Genomic DNA, 23279 nt, shown 5'->3' with positions numbered 1-23279 from the left:
CGATCAGGCCGTCTCGTAGAATGTCGGCTTCGCGGTGGCGTAGGCGACCTGCTCCAGCGCGCCGGACTGCTGCGCGCGCACGGCCACCTCGGCGACGACGGACGCCGTGTAGCCGTCCCAGGCGCTCGGCCCGTCGATGCCGCCGGTCTTGGCGGCGTCGACCCAGCGCTGGACCTCCTCGTCGTAGGCGGCGCCGAAGCGCTCCACGAACGACGGGGTGACGCCCTGGCCGGACACGCCCTGCGACACGAGGTTCAGCGAGGTCTCGCGGCCGATGTAGGCGACACCCGACTCGAACACCGCGTCGGTCGTGACCTGGTAGCCGAACTGGGCGTTGACGTTGATCTCGACGATCGCCATCGTGCCCGACTCGGTGGTGAACAGGACGAACTGCGGCTCGGGCAGGTCGGCCGGTGCGAGGGAGTTCTTGCGCGGCTTCTTCACCTCGACGGCGACGATCGGCTCCCCCGTGATGAACGGGATGATGTCGATCTCGTGGATCACCGAGTCGTGGATGAGCATCGACTCGCTGAAGTTCGGCGGGGTCGTCGGGTTGCGGTGCGCGTGGTGCAGCGCGAGCAGGGCACCGTTCGAGCCGGACTCCCGCAGCGCACGGAGCTCCTGGTAGCCCTTGTCGAACCGGCGCATGAAGCCGACCTGGATCTTCGGGCGGGCAGACTTCGCCTGCTCGAGCTCGACGATCCGCAGGGAGTCCGCGGCCGACGTGGTGAGCGGCTTCTCGCAGAGGACGGCGAGGCCGCGCTCGATCGCGGGCACGAGGACGGGTTCGTGCAGGAAGCCCGGGGTCGCGACGATGACGGCGTCGATCGGGGTGGCGTCGAGTGCGTCCTCGAACGACGACGCGGTGATCGCACCCGGGGCCTTCGCCGCGGCCGCGGTGGCCCGGGCGGTGTCGGGGTCGACGATCGCGACGACGTCCGCGCCGGCGATGGTCGACGTGATGCGACGCACGTGGTCGCTGCCCATCGCGCCCGCTCCGACGACGGCGACGCGGAGGTTCTCGGTGGTGCTCATGCTGGGTTCTCCTGGGGGTGTCAGAGGGCGCGTGCGGCGGCGGTCGAGCCGAAGATGTGCTGGAACGTGCGCTCGGCGATCGGGCCGGGAGCGTCGACGGAGCAGCCGTACATGTCCTGCTCGACGATGCCGAAGATGTCCGGGTTGATCTTCGCGACGGCCTCGATGATGGGCGCGAGCTCGGGCGTGCCGTGCGGCGGCTCGGTCATGATCCCCTGCGCCACCGCGGTGGCGAACGGGACGTCGTTCTTCAGGACGTCGGGGAGCAGGTCGGTGTCGACCTGCTTGAGGTGCAGGTAGCCGACGCGCTCGGGGTGCTCGGCGATGAGCTTCAGGTTGTCGCCGCCGTAGTAGGCGAAGTGACCGGTGTCGAGGCAGAGGTTCGTGTACGCCGGGTCCGTCTCGGACAGGAAGCGCACGGTCTCCGTGTACGTGCCGACGTGGCTGTCCGCGTGCGTGTGGAACTGCTGGTGCACGCCGAACTCCTCGAGCAGCGCCTTGCCGAGCTGGTCGTGGCCCTTGCCGAGGCGCTCCCACTGCTCGTCCGTCAGCGTGCGCGACTCGAGCACCTCTTCCGTGGCGTCCGAGCGCCAGAGGTCCGGGATGGTCACGAGGTGCTCGGCGCCGAGCGCGGCGGCGAGACCGGCGACCTTGACGGCCTGGTCCCAGGCGCGCTGGAACTGGTCGTCGCCCTTGTGGAACCCGGTGAAGACGGTGCCGGCTGACAGCTGGAGCCCGCGGGACTCCAGTTCGTCGCGCAGCTGCGAGGGGTCGGTGGGCAGGAACCCGTACGGCCCGAGCTCGATCCACTTGTAGCCGGCCGCGGTCGCCTCGTCGAGGAAGCGCTGCCACGGGACTTGCTTCGGGTCGTCGGGGAACCAGACGCCCCACGAGTCGGGGGCGGTGCCGATCCGGATGGCGTCGGTGGCGGTGGCGGTGTCGGTCATGACGAGGGTCGTCTGCTTTCTGCGTGTGGTGGGAGGTGTTCAGCCGAGCAGGGGACGCTGCGCGGCGACCTGCTGCTCGTACGCGGCGCGGGCCTGCTGGGTGCTCGGCAGCGTGGAGGTCTGGGCGACCGGGACGTCCCACCAGCCGTCACCCTCGGGGGCGTAGACGAGCGGGTCCGAGTGGACGTGCACGAGCGTGGTGTGGTCGTTCGCCTTCGCCTGACGCACCGCGGACTTGAGGTCCTCGATCGCGTTCGGCCCGGGCTGCACCTCGATGACGTCGACGCCGTACGAGCGCGCGTTGGCGGCGAGGTCGACTGGCAGCACGTCGTCGCCCTCGAACGAGCCGGTCTCGTCGAGGTAGCGGTACTTCGTGCCGTACCGCTCGGACCCGACCGTCTCGGACAGGTGCCCGATGGACGCGTACCCGTTGTTCTGGATGAGGACGACCACGATCTTGATGCCCTCGGCCACGGCGGTGACGAGCTCGGTGTGCAGCATGAGGTAGCTGCCGTCGCCGACCATGACGATCGCGTCGCGGTCCGGCGCGGCACGACGGACGCCGATGCCGCCGGCGATCTCGTAGCCCATGCACGAGAACGCGTACTCGACGTGGTAGCCGAGGGCGTCCCGCACCCGCCAGAGCTTGTGCAGGTCGCCCGGCAGCGATCCGGCCGCCTGGATGACGACGTCGCGCGGATCGGTGGCGGACTGCACCGCGCCGATGATCTCGGACTGACCGGGCACGGCCAGGCCGGACGGTGCGAAGGCCTGGTCGACCACGGCGTCCCACTCCTGCTTCCGCTGCGCGATCTCGGCCGCGTACCCGGCGTCCACCGAGCACGCGGCGAGCTGCTCGGCGAGCGCGACGAGTGTCTCGCGCGCATCCGCGACGATCGGCAACTGCGACCCGTGCTTGTAGGCGTCGAACGCGGCGACGTTGACGTTGACGAACGTGACGTCCGGGTCCTGGAACGCCGTCCGGGAGGCCGTCGTGAAGTCGCTGTACCGCGTCCCGATCCCGATGACGACGTCGGCCTGCGCGGCGATCGCGTTCGCCGCGGCGGTACCGGTCGCGCCGATGCCACCGAGGTACTGCGGGTGGTCCCAGACGAGCGACCCGCCGCCGGCCTGCGACGTGCCGACCGGGATGCCGGTGGCCTCGACGAACGCTGCGAGTTCCTGCTCCGCACCGGAGTACAGCACGCCACCGCCGGCGACGATGACGGGACGCTTCGCCGCCCGGATCGCCGCGACCGCACGCGCCAGCGGCCCGTGCTCGGGCAGCGGCCGGCGGATGTGCCACTCACGCGGCTGCAGGAAGGCGACGGGGACGTCGAGCTGCTCGGCCTGGACGTCCTCGGGCAGGGCGATGGTCACGGCGCCGGTCTCGGCCGGGTCGGTGAGCACCCGCATCGCCGCGAGCGCGATCGAGAACAGCTGCTCCGGACGCTCGACGCGGTCGAAGTACCGGGACAGCGGACGGAACGCGTCGGTCACCTGCAGCGAGGTGTCGTGCGGCAGCTCGATCTGCTGGAGCACCGGGTCGGTCGTGCGCGTGGCGAAGGTGTCCGACGGCAGCAGCAGTGCGGGCAGCCGGTTGGTCGTCGCGAGCGCCGCGGCGGTGAGCATGTTCGCGGCACCCGGGCCGACCGATGCCGTCGCGGCGAAGGTGGCACGGCGGCGGTGCATGCGGGCGAAGCCGACGGCCTCGTGCACCATCGCCTGCTCGTTGCGGGCCTGGTGGTACGGCAGCAGGCCGGGCTGCTCGACGTGGAGCTGCTTGATGGCCTGGCCGACGCCGGCGACGTTGCCGTGCCCGAAGATGCCGAAGATCCCCGGGATGGTGCGTTCGCGGACGTCACCGTCGACGGTCCACTGGTTGGCCAGGAACTCGACGAGTGCCTGGCCGACGGTCATCCTCCGCGTGTTGGTGGTCACGCGAGCTTCCTTTCGTAGGGCAGGCGCGGGTCGATCGACTCGGATTCCCACACCTGGCGGACCCAGCCGTGCGCCGGGTCGTCGGTGATGTTCCAGACGCGTTCCGGGTCGGGCCCGGCCATCACGTTGAGGTAGTACATGTCGTAGCCCGGCGCCGCGACGGCGGGACCGTGCCAGCCGTACGGCACGAGGGCGATGTCGCCGGTGCGCACCTGCCGGAACTCGTCGATCGCGCGGTCGTCGGACGCGTAGGTCCGGTGCAGTGCGAACGGGTCGGCGGTGGTCGGTGCGGAGACCCCGCGCGCGACGGCGGACTCGTAGTAGTAGATCTCCTCGAGGTTCGACTCTTCGCCGGGCACGGACGTGTCGTGCTTGTGCGGCGGGTACGACGACCAGTTGCCGGCCGGCGTGATCACCTCGCACACGATGAACTTGTCCGCGTCGAGCGCCGCCGGGGTGCCGAAGTTGTGCACCTGCCGGCTGGACTGTCCGGCACCGCGGAGCTCGACCGGCACGTCGTGCCGGGCCACGTACGTCGTCGGCTTGACGGTGTCGGTGGGTGCCTCGGCGACCGCGAGCCGACCGGTGCCGGTGATCCGCGCCTCCGTTCCCGAACCGAGGTACAGGACGTCGGTCGGTCCGTCGAACACGCTCGAACGCCCGTCGAGGGCCTGGTCGCCGTTCCCGGCGGCACCCGCGTACGTGACGTGGAACGATCCGGCGAGCGGCACGACGATGCGCTCCACGGCGTCGGCCTGGAGGCGCAGCTCGCCCCCGTCGGTCAGCGCGCCGGTCCGCAGACCGGTGTGCGCCCACCCCGCGACACGGCCGTCGATCACGTCCGTCCAGCCCGCCTCGGGGCGGGAGCCGGCGGGGTTGAACCAGTTGTCGGTCGTCACGAGCGCTCAGCCGTTCGACGGGAAGCCGAGGTTGATGCCGCCGTGCGACGGGTCGAGCCAGCGGCTCGTGATCGCCTTCTGGCGGGTGAAGAAGCTCACGCCGTCGGCGCCGTACGCCTTGTGGTCGCCGAACAGCGAGTTCTTCCAGCCACCGAACGAGTAGTACGCGACGGGGACGGGGATCGGCACGTTGATGCCGATCATGCCGACCTGCACGTCGCGCTGGAAGCGACGGGCAGCGCCGCCGTCGTTGGTGAAGATGGCGGTGCCATTGCCGTACGCGCCGCTGTTGATGAGCTCGAGGCCCTCCTCGTAGGAGGCGACGCGGACGACGCTGAGCACCGGGCCGAAGATCTCCTCGGTGTAGACGCGGCTCGTGGTGGGGACCCGGTCGATGAGCGTCGGCCCCAGCCAGAAGCCGTTCTCGTCGCCGTCGGGTCGGACGGTGCGGCCGTCCACCACAACCACCGCACCGTCCTGCTGTGCGACCTCGATGTACGAGGCGACCTTGTCACGGTGCTGCTTCGTGACGAGCGGGCCCATGTCGCACCCGCGACGACCGTCGCCGATGCGCAGGGTCGCCGCGCGCTCCGTGATCTTCTCGATGAGCTCGTCGGCCACCGGCTCGACGGCGACGACGACCGAGATCGCCATGCAGCGCTCACCGGCGGAGCCGAAGCCCGCGTTGATGGCGTTGTCCGCGACGAGGTCGAGGTCCGCGTCCGGAAGGACGAGCATGTGGTTCTTCGCGCCGCCGAGGGCCTGCACGCGCTTGCCGTGCTTCGTGCCCGTCTCGTAGACGTACTGCGCGATGGGGGTCGACCCGACGAAGGAGATCGACTCGACGTCGGGGCTGGTGAGGAGTCCGTCGACGCTCAGCTTGTCGCCGTTCAGGACGGTGAAGACACCATCGGGCAGTCCGGCCTCCTTGAACTTCTCGGCGAGCCAGATCGCGGCGCTCGGGTCCTTCTCGCTCGGCTTCAGCACGACGGTGTTGCCCGCGGCGATCGCGATCGGCAGGAACCACAGCGGCACCATGGCCGGGAAGTTGAACGGGCTGATGATGCCGACGACACCGAGCGGCTGACGGATCGAGTACACGTCGATGCCGGTCGACACCTGGTCGCTGAACTCACCCTTGAGCAGGCTCGGGATGTTCGTCGCCAGCTCGACGACCTCTTGCCCGCGAGCGATCTCGCCGAGGGCGTCGTCGATGACCTTGCCGTGCTCGCTCGTGATGATCTCGGCGAGCTCCGCCTTGTCGCGGTTGAGGACCTCGCGGAAGGAGAACAGGATCTGCTGGCGCTTCGACAGCGACAGGTTGCTCCACGCCGGGAACGCCGCCTTCGCACTCGCGATCGCCGCCTGGATCTCCTCCTCGTTCGCGAGGGCGACCTGCTTCGTCGCGACCCCGAGCGCCGGGTCGTACACCGGGGCCGTGTTGCCGGAGGTCGACGCGACGCGTGCCCCGTCGATCCAGTGCCCGATGGTCGTGGTGGCGGTCTCGGTGGTGGTCATGCGTTGCTTCCTTCCGGGATGGACGAGTCCATGGTGGTGGCGCCCGCGAGCCGAGCGGCTGGTTCGTGGGATTCTGTGGAGAACCCGGCACGGGCCTCCTGGGTGTGGACGAGCCCGGCGGCCACGTCCACGGCTGCGGTGACGTCGCCGTCCGGCGGGTAGAGCAGCGTGCGGCCGACGACCAGGCCGCGCACCCCGGGGAGTGCCAGCGCGTCGGCCCACTTGGCGTAGGTCTCGAGCGGACGGGTCGACGGGTCCCCGCCGAGCAGCAGGGTCGGCAGCGTCGTCGCGGCCATCACCCGCTCCATGTCGTCCACGACCGGGATCTTGAGCCAGCTGTACGCGCTCGACTCCCCCAGTCCCGCGGCGATCGCCATCGAGGTGATCACAGCGTCGGCGGTCAGGTCGTTGACGACCCGGCCGTCCTGCCACGCGGACATGAACGGCTCGAGCATGATCGGCAGCCGGAGCGCAGCCGCCTCGCTGACCGCCCGGGCCGTGGCCTCGAGGGTCGGGGCGGTGCCCGAGTCCTCCAGGGCGATGCGCACCAGGAGCTTGGCGAAGTCCAGCCCGGAGTCCTTGATGGCCTGCGCCGAGTACGCCGTGTAGCGGTCGTCCATCTCGAACGTCGCGCCCCGGAGGCCACCGCGGTTCATCGAGCCGACCACGACCTTGTCGTCGAGGGCACCCAGGAGTGCGAGGTCCTCGAGGATGTCCGGCGTGCCGAGCACCCCGTCCACGCCGGGGCGTCCGAGCGCCGTGACGAGCCGCTCGAGCAGGTCGTACCGGTCGGCCATGGCGGACTCGTCGTTCCGGACGGCCAGGGCTCCGCGTGCCGGGTGGTCGGCGGCCACGATGAAGAGCTTGCCGTCGTCGGCGAGCAGGGAGCGCTTGCGTCGGGCGTCGAGCGCGGCCCGCACGAGCTCCGGCTGCCCGGCGCGGACGTCCCGCAGCCGCGCGAAGTCGGCGGTGCTGATCTCAGGCATTGACGGCCTCCTCCGTGGGGTTGTCCTGCAGGAACTGCTCGATCTCGTCGCTCGTCGGCATCGCGGTGGAGCACTCGAACCGGGTCGCGACGATCGCGCCGGCGGCGTTGCAGAACGCGAGGGTCCGCTCGAGCCCCCAGCCCTGCAGCAGTCCGTGGGTGAGTGCCCCGCCGAAGCCGTCGCCCGATCCGAGACCGTTGACGACGTCGATGTGGTGCGGGCGGAACTCGACGAACTCGTCGTGGGTCTTGGCGAGGACGCCCTTCGGCCCCTGCTTGACGATGGCGATCTCGACCCCGCGCTCGAGCAGGGCGTCGGCGGCGCGGACGGGGTCGGTCTCACCGACGGCCACCTCGCACTCCTCGCGGTTGCCCACGGCGACGGTCGCGTGTTCGAGGGCGACGGCGACCTCGCGCGTCGCGGCCTCGGGCGACGACCAGAACATGGACCGGTAGTCGAGGTCGAGCACGGTGTGCCGGGCGGTCGGGGACGCGGCGGCACTGCGCGCTTCGTACGCCACGTGGTGGGCCTGGCGGCTCGGCTCCTCGCTGAGGCCGGTGACCGTCGTCCAGAAGATCTTCGCCCGCTCGATCTCGTGCAGCGGCAGGGACTTCGCCGTGATCATGAGGTCCGGAGCCTTGGGTGCCCGGTAGAAGTACAGCGGGAAGTCGTCCGGCGGGAAGATCTCGCAGAACGCGACGGGGGTGTTCAGCCCCTCGACCGTCTCGACGAAGGCGTTCGCGACACCGAACTCCGGCAGGGTCCTGGCGATGTAGCGGCCGAACGGGTCGTTGCCCGTGCGCGTGATGACCGCCGCGTCGGCTCCGTGCCGGGCTGCTGCGATCGCGACGTTCGTGGCGCTGCCGCCGACGGACTTCGAGAACGTCGAGACGTCTTCGAGCGGCCCCGTCTGCTGCGGGTAGATGTCGACGCTCACACGTCCCATCGTGATCACGTCGTACGCGTGGGGAGCTGGGTTCGTCATGCGACGCGGGGGACCTTCCGTGCGGCTTCATCGGCGGACGATCACGACTGTACACCTTGTTTGCCCTAATGTCATGACATGGATTCGGGCGGCCCAGGAGGCGCGGTGTCGGTGGGTCCTGCCAAGGTCGCGACATGCAGATCCTCGCCCTGGTCATCGGTCTCGTGATCGGCGTCGCCGTCGGTGCGGTCGTCGCCTGGTCGCTCGCGCGGTCCCGCGCCGGCGTGGACGCCGCCACGTCCCGCGCCAGCGCCGAGGCGCTCCGGTCGCGCCTCGACGAGGTCCGTCGCGACGCCGAGGAACGGCTCGACGCGCAGGACGCGCAGTACCGGCGGCAGGTCGACTCGCTCGAACGCCGGGCGGCCGAACTCGAGCACCTCGTCCAGCGCATGCACGGCGCCGACGCCGCCCGGACCCAGGGCGAGTCGAAGGTGCTCTCCGCGCTCAGCCCGGTCGCCCAGACGCTCGACGTCATGCGCGCCAAGATCGCCGAGCTCGAACAGTCCCGCAGCGAGCAGTACGGGGCCCTCTCGGCACAGCTGCGCTCCGCTGCCGAGTCCGAGGAACGCCTGCGCGCCACCGCCGACACGCTGGCCAGCGCCCTGTCGTCGAACAGCACGCGCGGCGTCTGGGGCGAGACCCAGCTGCGCAACGTGGTCGAGGCCGCGGGGCTCCTCGAGCGCGTCGACTTCGACGTGCAGTCCTCCGTCACCACGACCGCCGGCACCGCGCGCCCCGACATGGTCGTGCACCTGCCGGGTGGCAAGACCATCGCCGTCGACGCCAAGGTCCCGTTCAGCGCCTACCTGCAGGCTGCCGAGATCCCGGCGACCGCGACCGGCGCCGAGGGAGCCCGGCGCGATGCGCTCATCGGGCAGCACGTCAAGGCACTGCGGGCGCACGTCGACGCCCTCGCCGCGCGGGAGTACTGGACCGGCTACGACGCGTCGCCGGAGCTCACCGTGGCGTTCATCCCGTCGGAGTCGCTCATCTCGAGCGCCCTCGCCGCGGACCCGGGGCTGCTCGACCACGCGTTCCGCAAGCGCATCGCACTCGCGTCGCCGGTGACGCTGTGGTCGGTGCTGAAGACCGTAGCGTTCTCGTGGCAGCAGGACGTCGTCTCGCAAGAGGCGCACGAGCTCTTCCGCGTCTCCCGCGAGCTGTACGGCCGCCTGTCCACCATGGCCGGACACGTCGACAAGCTCGGGCGGTCGATCCGGGGCTCCGTGGTCGACTACAACCGGTTCGTGGGGTCGCTCGAACGGCAGGTCCTGCCGAGCGCCCGGCGGCTGTCACTCCTCGACGAGTCGAAGGTCGTCGCGGACCCGGCGACGATCACCGACGAGCCGCGGCTGCTCACCGCGCCGGAGCTCGTCGGCGCCCTCGACGACGACTGAGCGCGCGCCAGCGCGCTGCGCCGCCCCGCGCCGCACCGCGCGCCGCGCCGCGCCGCGCCCCGCGCCGCGCACCGCACCGCCCCGCGCCGCGCCCCGCTCCGCACCGCACCGCACCGCACAACGAAAGTCCGTCCGAACCACGCGGGAACGTGGTTCGGACGGACTTCGGTTGTGCGAACGCGATTTGCGCCGCGCAGCGGCGGCGGCCGCAGCAGCGCGCCGCGGCGTCAGCGGATCAGAACCACTTCTCGGCGCGGTGGTCCGCCTGGATGCGACGGATCGTGTTCGAGCGGGACCGCAGCACGAGCGAGTCCGTGTGGATGACGCCGCGCGACCGGCGGACACCGTCCACGAGCACACCGTCGGTGACGCCCGTCGCGACGAAGAACGTGTTGTCGCCCGTGACCAGGTCGTCCTGGTCGAGGACCTTGTCGAGGTCGTGTCCGGCGGCGATCGCCTTCTCACGCTCCTCGTCGTCCTTCGGCTGGAGCTTGCCGAGGATCACACCGCCGAGCGCCTTGATCGCGCACGCGGTGATGATGCCCTCCGGGGTGCCGCCGACACCGACGCACATGTCGATCGTCGACCCGGGCAGCGCCGCCGCGATGCCACCGGCGACGTCACCGTCGAGCAGCAGACGGGTACCGGCACCGGTCGCACGGATCGCACGGATGAGTTCGTCGTGGCGGGGACGGTCGAGGACGGCGATCTGCATGTCCTCGAGGTCCTTGCCCTTCGCCTTCGCGAGCGCACGGATGTTGTCCCCGATGGGCTTCTCGAGGTCGAGGACGCCGCGCCCCTCGGGACCGGCGGCGATCTTGTCCATGTAGAACACGGCGGACGGGTCGTACATCGAGCCGCGGTCCGAGACGGCCATCACCGAGATCGCGTTCTGGCGACCCGCGGCGGTCAGCGAGGTGCCGTCGATCGGGTCCACGGCGATGTCGCAGGCCGGGCCGTGCCCGTTGCCGACGTGCTCGCCGTTGTAGAGCATCGGGGCGTTGTCCTTCTCGCCCTCGCCGATGACGACCACGCCGTCGAAGTTCACCGTGCCGAGGAACTTCCGCATCGCGTCGACGGCGGCACCGTCCGCGAGGTTCTTCTCACCACGCCCGACCCACGGCTGCGCACGGATGGCCGCGGCCTCCGTCGCACGCACGAGCTCGAGCGCCAGGTTGCGGTCGGGCTGGAGGAACAGGGAGCCGGTTTCCGTCGTGGGAGTCACGAACGCCAGCCTACCGACCGGCAGCCGACCGACGGTCCGGACAACGGGCCCGTGGACGCATGTGCACGCCGGGCGCGGGCCGACCGCGTAACCCGCACCGCGCCTCCAGTCCGGCTGACTACGATCGGCGAGGACATCACCGAAGTCGAAGGAGATCCACGTGCCCATCGCAACGCCGGAACAGTACGCCGAGATGATCGAACGAGCGAAGGCCGGCAAGTTCGCGTACCCCGCCGTCAACGTGTCGTCGTCACAGACGATCAACGCGGTCCTCCAGGGCCTCGCCGAGGCGGGCTCGGACGGCATCCTCCAGGTGACCACGGGTGGCGCCGACTACTTCGCCGGCCACACCGTCAAGAACCGCGCCGCCGGTGCCCTCGCGATGGCGAAGTTCGCCCACGAGGTCGCGAAGAACTACGACATCACCGTCGCGCTGCACACCGACCACTGCCCGAAGGACGCCCTCGACGGCTTCGTCCTGCCGCTCATCGCAGCGAGCGAGGAAGAGGTCCGCGCCGGCCGCAACCCGATCTTCCAGTCGCACATGTGGGACGGCTCGGCCGTGCCGCTCGACGAGAACATCGAGATCGCCAAGACCATGATCGAGAAGACGCGGAACATCAACGCGATCCTCGAGGTCGAGATCGGCGTCGTCGGCGGCGAAGAGGACGGCGTCGAGCACGAGGGCACGAACGACGCCCTGTACACGACCCCGAACGACGTCGAGAAGGTGGTCGACGCACTCGGCCTGGGCGACAAGGGTCGCTGGATCGCCGCGCTCACGTTCGGCAACGTGCACGGTGTCTACAAGCCGGGCAACGTCAAGCTCCGCCCCGAGCTCCTCGGCGAGATCCAGGCCTCGGTCGCGGCCAAGCACGGCACGGGCGAGAACCCGCTCGACCTCGTCTTCCACGGTGGCTCCGGCTCGACCGACGAGGAGATCCACGAGGCCGTCCGCAACGGCGTCATCAAGATGAACATCGACACGGACACGCAGTACGCGTTCACGCGCTCGATCGCCGACTCGATGTTCCGGAACTACGAGGGCGTCCTGAAGATCGACGGCGAGGTCGGCAACAAGAAGCAGTACGACCCGCGCGCCTGGGGCAAGGTCGCCGAGACCGCCATGGCGGCTCGCGTGGGCGAGGCCGCGAAGGTGCTCGGCTCGGCCGGCCACACCAAGGGCTGACACCCCGAGCAACCGCCTGGAGGAACGGGGCGCGTCCGACGGACGCGCCCCGTTCTGCGTCCGGTCACCTCCACCGCCGTGCCACGATGGTCGGGTGACCGCCGACGCCATCGCCTCCGACTTCGCCCAGTTCGTCACCGAGTCCCCCACCGCGTTCCACGCGGCAGCGGCCGCCCGGGACCGCCTCGTCGCCGCGGGGTTCGAGGAGCTCGACGAGCTCGGCGCCTGGCCGACGACGCCCGGCGCCTACGTGGTGGTCCGTGACGGCGCCGTCATCGCCTGGCGTCTGCCGTCCGGGGCCACGCCGACCACCCCGTTCCGGATCCTCGGCGCCCACACCGACTCCCCCGGGTTCCGCATCAAGCCGAACCCCGGCGTGCGCACCGGCGGCTGGGAGCAGCTGAACGTCGAGGTCTACGGCGGCGCGCTCCTCTCCACGTGGTTCGACCGCGACCTCCGCATCGCCGGCCGGGTCGTCGACGCGGACGGGACGGTCCGCCTGGTGTCCACCGACGCCGTCGCCCGCATCCCGAACCTCGCGATCCACCTCGACCGCGGCGTGAACGACGGCAAGGAGATCGACCGCCAGCGGCACACCCTGCCGATCGTCGGGGTCGACGGCGATGCAGGCGGGACCGACGTGGTGTCGTGGCTGCGCGCCCGGCTCGGCGACGGCGCCGTGTCGTGGGACCTCTTCCTCGCCGACACCCAGGCTCCCGCGCGCATCGGCATCGACCGCGAGTTCCTCGCCTCGGGCCGGATGGACAACCTGACGAGCGTGCACGCCGGACTCCGGGGCATCGTCGAGGCCCCGGCCGACGGCGACCACATCCCCGTGTTCGCGGCGTTCGACCACGAGGAGATCGGGTCCTCGACCCCGTCCGGTGCCGGCGGCCCCTTCCTCGAGGACGTCCTCGGTCGCGTGCAGGAGGCCCTCGGCGCCACCCGTTCCGAAGCCGCGCGGGCGTTCCGTGCCTCGTGGCTGCTGTCGAGCGACGCCGGGCACCTCGTGCACCCGAACCAGCCGGAGAAGCACGACCCCACGAACCGTCCGCGTCCGGGAGCGGGCCCGCTCCTGAAGATCAGCGCGAACCAGCGCTACATGACCGAGGCGAAGGGCGAGGCCCTCTGGGCCACCGCGTGTGCCGCCGCGGGCGTGCCGTGGCAGCCGTTCGTCAACGTGAACACGATCCCGGGCGGCTCGACCATCGGCCCGATCGCGGCGACCCGGCTCGGGATCCCGACGATCGACATCGGCGTCGGGCTGCTGTCGATGCACTCGATCCGCGAGCTCGTGCACGTCGACGACCTCGCGTCCCTGCACGGCGCCGTCGCCGCGTTCCTGGCCGGGTAGCCGAGCCGGGCGGAGCGGTCGGGCGACCAGCTACAGCGTCACGACCACCTTCTGCGCGGACACACCGGCCCGCTGCCGGTCGATCGCGGTCTGCACCGATCCGAGGCCCTCGCCGACCACGAGCGCCTCAGGGACCGGGCGGAGCGTCCCGTCGGCCAGGCCGGCTCCGAGCACCTCGCTCCAGAGTCGACGACCCACCTCGTCGTCGCGCAGGCTGCTCCCCCAGACGAACGCCGACGCGATGCCGGCCCGTCGTGCGCGCAGGGAGAGCCGCGCCATGGTCAGTCCGACCCGCGTGAAGACGGGCAGCATCGCCGGGAACAGCCGTCGGCGTCCCGCGAGCCCGTCGAGCGAGACCGGCGTGCTCGCCATCGCGAGGACGCTGCCACCCGGTTCGTCGGAGCACCTCGATGCACGCCGCTGCCGAGGTCGTGCCGAGCGCGACGGCACCGACGACCCTGCGCCCGCCGATGCCCTCGACGAGGTGCTCGACGGCGTGCGGGTCACCGTGGTCCGCGACGACGTCGGCACCGAGCAACCGGACGAGCGCCGCATTCCGGGGTGACGCCGTGCTGACGACGTCGTAGCCCGCGGCTCGGGCGAGCTGGACGGCGTTCATCCCGACACTCGTCGAGCCGCCCCACACCACGACGACGCCCCGTTCACCCTCGGGTACGCCGGTGTCGCCCGGCATCGCGAGGCCGAGGTGCGCCGGCTGGAAGAGCGCGCAGGCGGCGGTCGATGCGCCGAGCGGCAGGACCGCGGCCTGCGCGTCCGACAAGCCGGCGGGTGTCGCGGCGGTCAACCGCTCGAGCAGCACCGTCGTCTCCTGGAACGCGCCCTCGCGCATCGGGTCACGTCCCCGGTCGGTGCCCGTCGCCAGCCCGAACACCCGGTCCCCGATGCTGAAGCGAGTGACCCCGGACCCCACTGCCAGAACCTCACCCGCGACGTCCGACCCGAGCACCGCCGGGTGACGGAGCCACCGGTAGGTCACCGAGCCCGTGCCCTGGATCACCCAGTCGACCGGGTTCACGGCGACCGCTCGGACCCGCACGAGCACTTCGTCCGCGGCGGGTTCGGGGTCCGGGACCGGCTCGACGACGAGGGGTGCGCGGGAGGTGCGGAGGACGGCGGCGGAGTGCTGTGACACGGGTGTGCCCTTCTGCAGAGTGATGACACGTGGTGTCGTCACTCTACCGACTGACGACACCTGGTGTCATCGCTTATGCTCGGAACATGGCCAGATGGGCACCGGACACCAGGGAACGACTGCGGGCCGCCGGGCTCGAACTCTTCGCCGAGCGGGGTTTCGCCGCGACGACCGTTCCGGACATCGTCCTCCGTGCAGGGGTGACGAAACGGACGTTCTTCCGGCACTTCAGCGACAAGCGCGAGGTGTTCTTCGGCGACGACGAGATCCCGCGCATCGCCGCCGGGGCGATCTCGCGCGCTCCGGCCGGCACGACGCCGCTCACGATCGTGACCCACGGGCTTCGGGTGCTCGCCGTCGAACGGTTCGAGCCGCAGCGCGACGAGATCCGGTCCGCTCGCCGCGTCATCGACGCCGAACCGATCCTCCGCGAGCGGGACCTGCGCAAGCAGGCGGACCTCCGCGACGCCGTCACGCAGGGCTTCGTCGACCGTGGCGAGGAACCCCTCGCCGCGCGGGTGCTCGGCGGGTTGACGGTCGAGCTGTTCGAGATCGCGCTCGAACGGTGGCTCGCCGACGGCGACACCGCGCCGCTCACCGAGCACCTCGACCAGGTCGCCGAACGGATGCGTGCGACGTTCGAGGGGTGATCAGCCGCCGGCCATCCGGTGCAGGACCTCCTGCATCCGGGGATCCTGGAACACGGCGACCAGCACCGGGACCATGCCCAGCAGCGTCGCGACGACACCGCCGACGAGCGGCACCCAGAAGGTCCACCGACGGGCGCGCAGGCGACGGACCGACCACCACGCGACCAGCACGAAGAGCACGACCAGCACGACCAGCACGAACGCCCGGATGAGCACCGCTGTCGAGAGCGCAGCCGGGTTCGCCAACTCGGTGTACTGCTGCTCGACGACACTGCGGATGGTGGACGCGGTGGTGCCGATCGACAGCGACTCGACGACCGACCACAGTCCGATGACGAGCAGGCCGACGGTCAGCACGAAGTCGATGGGAGCTGCGCCGAACCGACCGGCGGGAGGGGTCGGACGAGACTCCCCCTCGCTCCGGCCGACGACGGCGGGCCGCGGTGCCACTGGCGCCCCGGACCGGCGTCGGTCACTTCCGGCGTCCTCGGCCGTCCCGTCACGCCGGGCGAGCGAGCGCTCCTGCTGCTCGAGGCGCTCCTGTTCGACGAGCACCGGGTTCACCCAACCGTCGGGCGCGTACTCGCCGTACTGCGGTGCCGGACGGCCGTGGACGCGACCGTGCGCGTCACCGTCGGCCGACGTGGCGGGGGTGCGCCGCGCCTCCTGGCCGAGGGAGGGATCGACGACCTGACCCGGCTCGCGGGCGGGCACCGCGGACCAGCCGTCCGTGCCCCCGCTCACCGTCGACGCCCGCCGAGTGCTCGCGTGGGGTTGCCCGACGCGTCCGTGCGGAGCTCCTTCGGCAGCGAGAACATGAGGTCCTCGTGCGCCGTGACGACCTCTTCCACCGTGGCGTAGCCGGCGTCCGCGAGCTGGTCGAGGACCTCGGTGACGAGCTCTTCCGGCACGCTGGCGCCGCTCGTGACGCCGACGGTGCCGACTCCGGTGAGCCAGTTCTGCTGGATCTCGGCGGCGTAGTCGACGCGGTGTGCGGCCTTCGCGCCGTGCTCCAGCGCGACCTCGACCAGGCGGACGCTGTTCGAGGAGTTCGCCGAGCCGACCACGATCACGAGGTCGGCTCCGGGGGCGACCTTCTTGATCGCGACCTGGCGGTTCTGGGTGGCGTAGCAGATGTCGTCGGAGGGCGGGTCCTCGATCGCGGGGAACTTCTCGCGCAGGAGCCGGACGGTCTCCATCGTCTCGTCGACGCTCAGCGTGGTCTGCGAGAGCCAGACGAGGTTCTCGGGGTCGGGGACCTCGAGCGCGGCGACGTCGTCCGGCCCGTTGACCAGGATCGTGCGGTCGGGTGCGTGGCCCATGGTGCCCTCGACCTCTTCGTGGCCGGCGTGCCCGATGAGGATGATGGTGCGGTCGGCCTTCGCGAAGCGCGTCGCCTCTCTGTGGACCTTCGTGACGAGCGGGCACGTGGCGTCGATGGCGTGCAGGTCGCGGTCGGCGGCGCCGGCCACCACGGCCGGTGAGACGCCGTGCGCGCTGAAGACCACGTGCGAGCCGCGCGGGACCTCGGCGACGTCGTCGACGAAGACCGCTCCGCGCTGCTCGAGCGTCGACACGACGTGGACGTTGTGGACGATCTGCTTGCGGACGTACACGGGCTCGCCGTACTGCTCGAGCGCCTTCTCGACCGCGACCACGGCGCGGTCGACGCCCGCGCAGTACCCGCGGGGGGCGGCGAGCAGGACCTTCTTCGTGCCGGCGACCGGCTCGTCCCGCAGGCGGCCGCGCGCCGCGAGGACCCGCGGCGGGGCGAGCGGGACCGTGTGGCCGTTGGTGATCGTCACGTCCCCGATGATAGGTGAGCGGGACGCGCGCGGGCTGAGCGCGCACGGACCTGTGGACAACCCGTCCGGAGCGCGCTGTCACCGGTCTCGGGCAGCATGGACGTCCCGCGTGGAAGGAACGACATTGGCGATCGAACAGGGTCCCCCGACGGCTGACGACCCGTGGCCCGTCGCGCTGCTCGGCGCGAAGCTCCGCGACTGGATCGACCGGCTCGGCACCGCCTGGGTCGAGGGCGAGATCACCCAGTGGAACGTCGCGGGCGGCAACGTCTACGGCAAGCTCAAGGACGTCGACGTCGACGCCACGGTGTCGTTCTCGATCTGGTCGAGCGTGCGGTCCCGGGTCCCCGCGGACATCAAGCAGGGCGACCGGGTCGTCGCGGCCGTCAAGCCGAACTACTGGGTCAAGGGCGGCTCGCTGACGATGCAGGTCGTCGAGATGAAGCACGTCGGACTGGGTGACCTGCTCGAGCGGCTCGAACGCCTGCGCCGCACCCTCGCCGCGGAAGGGTTGTTCGACCCGTCCCGGAAGAAGCGCCTTCCCTTCCTGCCGCACCGGATCGGGCTGATCACCGGCAAGGACTCCGACGCCGAGAAGGACGTCAAGCGCAACGCCCAGCTCCGGTGGCCGCAGGTCGAGTTCCGGACGGTCCACACGGCCGTGCAGGGCGAGCGCGCCGTGAGCGAGGTCACCGCGGCGATCCTCGAGCTCGACGCCGACCCGACCGTCGACGTCATCATCGTGGCCCGCGGCGGCGGCGACTTCCAGAACCTGCTCGGCTTCAGCGACGAGGGACTCGTCCGTGCCGCGGCCGCTGCGCGCACCCCGATCGTCTCGGCGATCGGGCACGAGGCCGACCGGCCGATCCTCGACGAGGTCGCCGACCTCCGTGCCTCCACCCCGACCGACGCGGCCAAGCGCGTGGTGCCCGACGTCGCCGAGGAACTCGCCAACGTCCGGCAGGCGCGGGCACGACTCGGGCTCCGGTTGTCGCACACCCTCTCGGTCGAGGCGGACCGGATCGCGGCCCTGCGCTCCCGCCCCGCCCTGGCGTCCACCGCCTGGCTCGTCGACACCCGCGCGGAAGAGGTGGCGCGCGACCTCTCCCGCGCCCGTGAACTCCTCGACCGCCGGCTCGAACGCTCCCACTCCGAGGTCGGGCACCTCACCGCCCGGCTCCGGGCGCTGTCGCCGCGGGACACCCTGCGGCGTGGCTACGCGATCGTGCAGACGGCCGACGGCGGCGTGGTGCGGGGCTCGGAGGACCTCAGCGGTGCGACGCCCGTGCACGTGACGCTCGGCGCGGGCACCGCCACCGGCACGCTCGAGCCGGACGGTCCCGGTCCGGACGGGGCTTGACCCGGCTGCGGGTTCTCCACGGGTTCGCTCCCGGGAGCGGCACGTCGGTGGGCGCTCGGTAGGATCGAGGGGTGTCATCCCAGCAGGAACCCGAGCAGCCCGACGTCCGGTCGCTGAGCTACGAAGCGGCGCGCGACGAACTCGTGCGCGTCGTCGCCGAACTCGAACAGGGATCGGCCACGCTCGAACGCTCGCTGTCGCTGTGGGAACGCGGCGAGTCACTGGCCGCCCGGTGCGAAGAGTGGCTCGTCGGCGCCCGGGCCCGGCTCGACGCCGCACGCGCCGCGTCCGAGTCCGAGGACGGCGCAGCGCGATGACCGACGCCGACGGCCGCCCGATCGTCGCCGAGCTGGGCCGCCCCGAGACACCGGAGGAGACCTGGGCGCGCAAGGACGCCGCCCGCACCGCCCGGCGGCAGCACCAGACCGCGTTCAACCTCGTGCTCGCACTCATCGCGTCGCTCGGCATCGTGCTGTTCCTCGTCGCGGTCGTCGTGCGTCCGGACACCACGATCGGCGACCGGACGGTCGACTACCGCCAGGTGGCCTCGCAGGCCCAGGTGCCGGGCGTCACGCTCGCCGCGCCCGCGTTGCCGGGGGACTTCTCGTCCAACCGTGCCGACTACCAGGACAAGACGTCGGATGGAGTGAGCGTCTGGACCGTCGGCCTGCTCACGCCGGACAAGCAGTACATCGGTCTGCAGCAGGGCATCGACGCGAACGCGACCTGGGTGTCGAACAAGCTCGACCAGCACGCCGCCACGGGCACCCGCACGATCGCCGGGACGAAGTGGACCGTGTACGACCGCCGGGCCGAGGGCGACGACGCGGGCAACCAGGCGTACTCGCTCGTGTCGACGTTCGACCAGGGCACCGTCGTCCTGTCCGGCACCGCCGACGACACCTCCTTCCGGACCGTCGCGACCGCCGTCAGCAAGCAGTTCGCGAACTGACGAGCAAACACCCGCCGCAGCAGCAGCACGACCACGACCCGAACCACCCGAAGCACCCGAGGAGCCCCATGCCCGACCGCGCCGCCTCCACCCCGTCCGACGCCCTCCGACTCCTCGTCGAGGGCAACGCCCGCTTCGCCGCCGACAAGCGCCGCACCGGCCGGATCGACCCGGACCGCCGCTCGGAACTCGCCGGCTCGCAGGCACCGTTCGCCACCGTCCTCGGCTGCTCGGACTCCCGCGTGCCGTTCGAGCACGTGTTCGACGCCGGCATCGGTGACCTCTTCGCCATCCGCAACGCCGGCCAGATCGTCGACGACGTCGTGCTCGGATCGATCGAGTTCGCCGTCGTCGCGCTCGGCACGCCGCTCGTTGTCGTCCTCCGGCACACCAAGTGCGGCGCCGTCGCGGCCGCACGCTCCGGCGAGCCCGTCCCCGCCCCGCACCTGCAGGCCCTCGTCGACGCCATCGCCCCGAGCGTCGAGCGCGTCCGCACCACCGACGCCGACGTCCCGCAAGAATCCGTCGGCGCCGCCCACCTCGAAGCCACGCTCCGGCAGGTGATCGAACGCTCCGGTGCCGTCTCGGACGCGATCGCCGAGGGTAGATTGGCCGTCGTCGGCGCGACCTACGACCTCACCACGGGCGAGGTCGCCGTCGACACCGTCGTGGGCCAGGCCTGACGGACCGCCACGACGACCCGTCCCGGACACCATCGGGACACCCACCAGCCGGCGCGACCGCGGCCGGCGAGCACCCCAGGAAGGACCACGACGACGTGACCGACACCACCCCGACCACCGTGACCGACAGCTCCGGCGAGTACCGCATCGAGCACGACACCATGGGCGAGGTCCGGGTGCCGGTGTCCGCGCTCTACCGGGCGCAGACGCAGCGCGCGGTGGAGAACTTCCCGATCTCCGGGAGCGGGCTCGAGTCGGCCCAGATCGTCGCCCTCGCCCGGATCAAGCGGGCGGCCGCGATCGTCAACGGTGAGCTCGGGATCGTCGACCCGACCCTGGCCGCTGCCGTGGTCGAGGCGGCGGACACCATCATCGGTGGCGCCCACCACGACCAGTTCCCCGTCGACGTCTACCAGACCGGCAGCGGGACCTCGTCGAACATGAACATGAACGAGGTCCTCGCGACCCTCGCGTCCGAGGTCGCAGGCGCCCCGGTGCACCCGAACGACCACGTGAACGCCTCGCAGTCCTCGAACGACGTGTTCCCGACGTCGGTGCACGTCGCCGTGACCGAGGCCCTCATCCGCACGCTCGTCCCGGCGCTCGAGCACCTCGCCGAGTCGCTCGAGGCGAAGGCCACGCTCTGGGCCGACGCGGTGAAGTCCGGCCGCACGCACCTCATGGACGCCACGCCCGTCACCCTCGGGCAGGAGTTCGGCGGCTACGCGCGCCAGGTCCGTCTCGGCATCGAGCGGGTGAACGCGACGCTCCCCCGCGTGGCCGAGGTCCCGCTCGGCGGCACGGCCGTCGGCACCGGGATCAACACGCCGAAGGGCTTCCCGCAGCGGGTCATCGCCCAGCTCGCGAGCGACACCGGGCTGCCCGTCACCGAGGCGCTCGACCACTTCGAGGCGCAGGGCGCCCGGGATGCCCTGGTCGAGGCGTCCGGGGCGCTCAAGGTCATCGCGGTCAGCTTGACGAAGATCAACAACGACCTCCGGTGGATGGGCTCGGGGCCGAACACGGGCCTCGGCGAACTGCACATCCCGGACCTCCAGCCCGGATCGTCGATCATGCCCGGCAAGGTCAACCCCGTCATCCCCGAGGCCACGCTCATGGTCGCCGCACGCGTGATCGGCAACGACGCCACCATCGCGTGGGCGGGCGCCTCCGGTGCGTTCGAGCTGAACGTCGCGATCCCCGTCATGGGCACCGCGCTGCTCGAGTCGATCCGCCTGCTCGCGAACAGCTCGCGGGTGCTCGCCGACAAGACGATCGACGGGCTCGAGGCGAACCTCGATCGCGCCCGCGCGTTCGCCGAGTCCTCGCCGTCCATCGTCACCCCGCTCAACCGCGTGATCGGGTACGAGGCGGCGGCGAAGGTCGCGAAGTTCGCGGTGCAGGAAGGCGTCACCGTGCGCGAGGCCGTGATCGCCCTCGGCCACGTCGAGCGGGGCGAGGTCACCGAGGAGCAGCTCGACAGCGCCCTCGACGTGCTCAGCATGACGCACCCGAACTGACGCACCCGAACTGACGCACCCCGTCACGGACAGGAGGCGCGGTGCCAGCTGGCACCGCGCCTCCTGTCCGTCAGTGCGGTCGTCCGACAGCCGAGACTCGCGTCCGCGGACAGTTTCCTGGCCGAGATGCCGCGAAACTGTCCGCTGGGCCGAGTCTCGGCCGGCGCGTGCCGCGCGCCGCCGCTAGACCAGGTCGGGCGAGTCGAGCATCTCCGTCACCAGCGCCGCGATCGCGGACCGCTCCGAGCGCGTCAGCGTCACGTGCGCGAACAGCGGGTGTCCCTTGAGCCGCTCGATCACCGAGGCGACCCCGTCGTGCCGACCGACCCGCAGGTTGTCGCGCTGCGCCACGTCGTGCGTGAGGACCACCCGCGAGTTCTGCCCGATGCGGGACAGCATCGTGAGCAGCACGTTCCGCTCGAGGGACTGCGCCTCGTCCACGATCACGAACGCGTCGTGCAGGGAGCGCCCGCGGATGTGCGTCAGCGGGAGCACCTCGAGCATGCCCCGCTCGACGACCTCGTCGAGGACGTTGTCGGAGACCAGGGCGCCGAGCGTGTCGTACACCGCCTGTGCCCACGGGTTCATCTTCTCGGACGCGTCGCCCGGCAGGTACCCGAGCTCCTGGCCGCCCACGGCGTAGAGCGGGCGGAACACCATGATCTTCTTGTGCTGCTGTCGTTCGAGGACGGCCTCGAGACCGGCGCAGAGCGCGAGCGCCGACTTGCCCGTGCCGGCGCTGCCGCCGAGGGAGACGATGCCGATCTCCGGGTCGAGCAGCGCGTCGATCGCGAGCCGCTGTTCGGCGGAGCGCCCGCGGAGGCCGAAGACCTCGCGGTCGCCACGCACCAGCGCCACCGCGCCGGCGGTGTGCACCCGGCCGAGGGCCGAGCCGCGCTCGGAGTGGATGACGACGCCGGTGTTGACCGGGACGCCGTCGAGCTGCGACGAGCGGATCTCCTCCTTCTCGTAGAGGTCGGACATCTGCTCGCCGGACACCTGCAGGTCGGCGATGCCCGTGTACCCGGAGTCGACCGCGAGCTCGGCGCGGTACTCCTCGGCCGCCATGCCGATCGAGGACGCCTTCACGCGCAGCGGCAGGTCCTTCGACACGACGACCACGTCGAGTCCGTCGTTCTTGAGGTTCGAGGCGACCGCGAGGATCCGCGAGTCGTTGTCGCCGAGCTGCAGCCCGGACGGGAGGACGGACTGGTTCGAGTGGTTCAGCTCGACCCGGAACGAGCCGCCGTCGCCGATCGCGATCGGGAAGTCGAGCCGCTCGTGCTCGATCCGGAGCTCGTCGAGGAGTCGGAGTGCCTGCCGGGCGAAGTACCCGATCTCCGGGTCGTTGCGCTTGGACTCCAGTTCGCTGACGACCACGACGGGCAGGACCACCGCGTGCTCCGCGAAGCGGAACAGTGCCCGCGGATCGCTGAGGAGCACCGAGGTGTCGAGCACGTACGTGCGCTGGGCGACCGATGTGGACGAGTCCGCGGTGTGCTGCTGCTGTGTTCCGCGAGAGACGTTCTGAGAGGTCACGACCACTCCATCCCCGGGCCGCGCTCGGCCCGGTCCATGTCCTCGAACGCGGCCGTGGAGCGGGTCTGCGAAGCACCGACTGTGGCCGCTTCGATCGGGCGCGGTGCCCGATGGGGACAAGCTACGTCCGACCCCCGACAC

22 protein-coding genes and 1 pseudogene are annotated in these 23279 nt (G+C 71.2%); 10 read left to right on the top strand and 13 right to left on the bottom strand.

Going from position 1 to position 23279, the window contains the following annotated elements:
* Nucleotides 1-3 precede the first annotated feature (3 nt).
* Genes QE359_RS08765 through iolC form a run of 7 tightly spaced genes read right to left on the bottom strand, consistent with a single transcriptional unit; the run spans nucleotide 4 to nucleotide 8272 of the window.
* Nucleotides 4-1035: a Gfo/Idh/MocA family oxidoreductase gene (locus tag QE359_RS08765; protein ID WP_309778874.1), complete on the bottom strand. Its 1032-nt coding sequence runs from the start codon at nucleotides 1033-1035 to the stop codon at nucleotides 4-6.
* Between the two features lie 20 nt (nucleotides 1036-1055).
* Nucleotides 1056-1982 (bottom strand): sugar phosphate isomerase/epimerase, encoded by a 927-nt coding sequence (locus tag QE359_RS08760; protein ID WP_309778873.1) that lies wholly within the window; start codon nucleotides 1980-1982, stop codon nucleotides 1056-1058.
* A gap of 39 nt (nucleotides 1983-2021) precedes the next feature.
* Complete coding sequence (gene iolD, locus QE359_RS08755) at nucleotides 2022-3902, bottom strand: 3D-(3,5/4)-trihydroxycyclohexane-1,2-dione acylhydrolase (decyclizing) (protein WP_309780413.1); 1881 nt, start codon at nucleotides 3900-3902, stop codon at nucleotides 2022-2024.
* A gap of 17 nt (nucleotides 3903-3919) precedes the next feature.
* Nucleotides 3920-4822, bottom strand: a complete 903-nt coding sequence (gene iolB / locus QE359_RS08750) for a 5-deoxy-glucuronate isomerase (RefSeq protein ID WP_309778872.1) — start codon at nucleotides 4820-4822, stop codon at nucleotides 3920-3922.
* Between the two features lie 6 nt (nucleotides 4823-4828).
* Nucleotides 4829-6340 carry a CoA-acylating methylmalonate-semialdehyde dehydrogenase gene (locus QE359_RS08745; RefSeq protein ID WP_309778871.1) on the bottom strand — a complete coding sequence of 504 codons (1512 nt, stop codon included), beginning with the start codon at nucleotides 6338-6340 and terminating at the stop codon, nucleotides 4829-4831.
* Nucleotides 6337-7326, bottom strand: a complete 990-nt coding sequence (locus QE359_RS08740) for a deoxyribose-phosphate aldolase (protein WP_309778870.1) — start codon at nucleotides 7324-7326, stop codon at nucleotides 6337-6339. Before QE359_RS08740 ends, QE359_RS08745 begins: the two co-directional genes overlap by 4 nt.
* Nucleotides 7319-8272 carry a 5-dehydro-2-deoxygluconokinase gene (iolC, locus tag QE359_RS08735; protein WP_396127756.1) on the bottom strand — a complete coding sequence of 318 codons (954 nt, stop codon included), beginning with the start codon at nucleotides 8270-8272 and terminating at the stop codon, nucleotides 7319-7321. Before iolC ends, QE359_RS08740 begins: the two co-directional genes overlap by 8 nt.
* A gap of 173 nt (nucleotides 8273-8445) precedes the next feature.
* On the opposite strand from iolC, the gene rmuC reads away from it, so the two are divergent.
* Nucleotides 8446-9708 carry a DNA recombination protein RmuC gene (gene rmuC, locus QE359_RS08730; RefSeq protein ID WP_309778868.1) on the top strand — a complete coding sequence of 421 codons (1263 nt, stop codon included), beginning with the start codon at nucleotides 8446-8448 and terminating at the stop codon, nucleotides 9706-9708.
* Nucleotides 9709-9943: 235 nt separating this feature from the next.
* Here the strand turns inward: rmuC and glpX are convergent, their stop codons facing one another.
* Nucleotides 9944-10933, bottom strand: coding sequence for a class II fructose-bisphosphatase (gene glpX / locus QE359_RS08725; RefSeq protein ID WP_079238384.1), 990 nt, complete (start codon nucleotides 10931-10933; stop codon nucleotides 9944-9946).
* 160 nt (nucleotides 10934-11093) lie between these two features.
* On the opposite strand from glpX, the gene fbaA reads away from it, so the two are divergent.
* On the top strand, nucleotides 11094-12122 hold the full coding sequence (gene fbaA, locus QE359_RS08720; RefSeq protein WP_309778867.1) for a class II fructose-bisphosphate aldolase: 1029 nt from the start codon (nucleotides 11094-11096) through the stop codon (nucleotides 12120-12122).
* Between the two features lie 94 nt (nucleotides 12123-12216).
* Nucleotides 12217-13476 carry a M18 family aminopeptidase gene (locus tag QE359_RS08715; RefSeq protein WP_309778866.1) on the top strand — a complete coding sequence of 420 codons (1260 nt, stop codon included), beginning with the start codon at nucleotides 12217-12219 and terminating at the stop codon, nucleotides 13474-13476.
* Nucleotides 13477-13506: 30 nt separating this feature from the next.
* Here the strand turns inward: QE359_RS08715 and QE359_RS08710 are convergent, their stop codons facing one another.
* Nucleotides 13507-13848, bottom strand: coding sequence for a hypothetical protein (locus QE359_RS08710; protein ID WP_309780476.1), 342 nt, complete (start codon nucleotides 13846-13848; stop codon nucleotides 13507-13509).
* On the opposite strand from QE359_RS08710, the gene QE359_RS08705 reads away from it, so the two are divergent.
* A complete protein-coding gene (locus tag QE359_RS08705) occupies nucleotides 13838-14041 on the top strand; it encodes a hypothetical protein (protein ID WP_309780475.1) in 204 nt (67 codons plus the stop codon). The two genes, QE359_RS08710 and QE359_RS08705, sit on opposite strands and share 11 nt — an antisense overlap.
* Before the next feature lie 297 nt (nucleotides 14042-14338).
* Here the strand turns inward: QE359_RS08705 and QE359_RS19080 are convergent.
* Nucleotides 14339-14494: pseudogene (locus QE359_RS19080) on the bottom strand (alcohol dehydrogenase catalytic domain-containing protein); the annotation flags it as partial.
* A 221-nt stretch (nucleotides 14495-14715) separates the two neighbouring features.
* On the opposite strand from QE359_RS19080, the gene QE359_RS08695 reads away from it, so the two are divergent.
* On the top strand, nucleotides 14716-15279 hold the full coding sequence (locus QE359_RS08695) for a TetR family transcriptional regulator (RefSeq protein ID WP_309778865.1): 564 nt from the start codon (nucleotides 14716-14718) through the stop codon (nucleotides 15277-15279).
* Here the strand turns inward: QE359_RS08695 and QE359_RS08690 are convergent, their stop codons facing one another.
* Both QE359_RS08690 and QE359_RS08685 read right to left on the bottom strand, forming a co-directional pair.
* Entirely contained in the window at nucleotides 15280-16023 is a 744-nt protein-coding gene (locus QE359_RS08690; protein ID WP_309778864.1) for a DUF6264 family protein, read from the bottom strand.
* Entirely contained in the window at nucleotides 16020-17084 is a 1065-nt protein-coding gene (locus tag QE359_RS08685) for a 4-hydroxy-3-methylbut-2-enyl diphosphate reductase (RefSeq protein ID WP_396127726.1), read from the bottom strand. The genes QE359_RS08690 and QE359_RS08685 overlap by 4 nt, the downstream gene beginning before the upstream one ends.
* Nucleotides 17085-17208: 124 nt before the next feature.
* Here QE359_RS08685 and xseA point away from each other — a divergent pair, with 124 nt between their 5' ends.
* The 5 genes from xseA (at nucleotide 17209) to QE359_RS08660 (ending at nucleotide 21599) form a co-directional block, all read left to right on the top strand.
* Nucleotides 17209-18444: an exodeoxyribonuclease VII large subunit gene (xseA, locus tag QE359_RS08680; RefSeq protein WP_309778863.1), complete on the top strand. Its 1236-nt coding sequence runs from the start codon at nucleotides 17209-17211 to the stop codon at nucleotides 18442-18444.
* A gap of 71 nt (nucleotides 18445-18515) precedes the next feature.
* Nucleotides 18516-18761: an exodeoxyribonuclease VII small subunit gene (locus tag QE359_RS08675; protein ID WP_022906010.1), complete on the top strand. Its 246-nt coding sequence runs from the start codon at nucleotides 18516-18518 to the stop codon at nucleotides 18759-18761.
* Nucleotides 18758-19396: a DUF4245 domain-containing protein gene (locus QE359_RS08670; RefSeq protein WP_309778862.1), complete on the top strand. Its 639-nt coding sequence runs from the start codon at nucleotides 18758-18760 to the stop codon at nucleotides 19394-19396. The genes QE359_RS08675 and QE359_RS08670 overlap by 4 nt, the downstream gene beginning before the upstream one ends.
* A 68-nt stretch (nucleotides 19397-19464) precedes the next feature.
* A complete protein-coding gene (locus QE359_RS08665) occupies nucleotides 19465-20079 on the top strand; it encodes a carbonic anhydrase (RefSeq protein ID WP_070416758.1) in 615 nt (204 codons plus the stop codon).
* Nucleotides 20080-20198: 119 nt separating this feature from the next.
* Entirely contained in the window at nucleotides 20199-21599 is a 1401-nt protein-coding gene (locus QE359_RS08660; RefSeq protein WP_092384906.1) for an aspartate ammonia-lyase, read from the top strand.
* Nucleotides 21600-21782: 183 nt separating this feature from the next.
* Here the strand turns inward: QE359_RS08660 and QE359_RS08655 are convergent, their stop codons facing one another.
* Nucleotides 21783-23144, bottom strand: coding sequence for a PhoH family protein (locus QE359_RS08655; RefSeq protein ID WP_175473660.1), 1362 nt, complete (start codon nucleotides 23142-23144; stop codon nucleotides 21783-21785).
* Nucleotides 23145-23279 lie beyond the last annotated feature (135 nt).

Origin of the sequence: Curtobacterium sp. SORGH_AS_0776 (assembly GCF_031453355.1) — a bacterium.
GTDB lineage: Bacteria > Actinomycetota > Actinomycetes > Actinomycetales > Microbacteriaceae > Curtobacterium.
This window is presented reverse-complemented; position numbering and strand designations above follow the sequence as displayed.

Coding starts and splice junctions, on each gene's coding strand:
- rmuC (WP_309778868.1), top strand. CDS start 8,446: ATGCAGATCCTCGCCCTGGTCATCGGTCTCGTGATCGGCGTCGCCGTC.
- QE359_RS08695 (WP_309778865.1), top strand. CDS start 14,716: ATGGCCAGATGGGCACCGGACACCAGGGAACGACTGCGGGCCGCCGGG.
- QE359_RS08745 (WP_309778871.1), bottom strand. CDS start 6,340: ATGACCACCACCGAGACCGCCACCACGACCATCGGGCACTGGATCGAC.
- QE359_RS08665 (WP_070416758.1), top strand. CDS start 19,465: ATGCCCGACCGCGCCGCCTCCACCCCGTCCGACGCCCTCCGACTCCTC.
- QE359_RS08710 (WP_309780476.1), bottom strand. CDS start 13,848: ATGGCGAGCACGCCGGTCTCGCTCGACGGGCTCGCGGGACGCCGACGG.
- QE359_RS08740 (WP_309778870.1), bottom strand. CDS start 7,326: ATGCCTGAGATCAGCACCGCCGACTTCGCGCGGCTGCGGGACGTCCGC.
- QE359_RS08670 (WP_309778862.1), top strand. CDS start 18,758: ATGACCGACGCCGACGGCCGCCCGATCGTCGCCGAGCTGGGCCGCCCC.
- QE359_RS08760 (WP_309778873.1), bottom strand. CDS start 1,982: ATGACCGACACCGCCACCGCCACCGACGCCATCCGGATCGGCACCGCC.
- iolC (WP_396127756.1), bottom strand. CDS start 8,272: ATGGGACGTGTGAGCGTCGACATCTACCCGCAGCAGACGGGGCCGCTC.
- QE359_RS08765 (WP_309778874.1), bottom strand. CDS start 1,035: ATGAGCACCACCGAGAACCTCCGCGTCGCCGTCGTCGGAGCGGGCGCG.
- iolD (WP_309780413.1), bottom strand. CDS start 3,902: ATGACCGTCGGCCAGGCACTCGTCGAGTTCCTGGCCAACCAGTGGACC.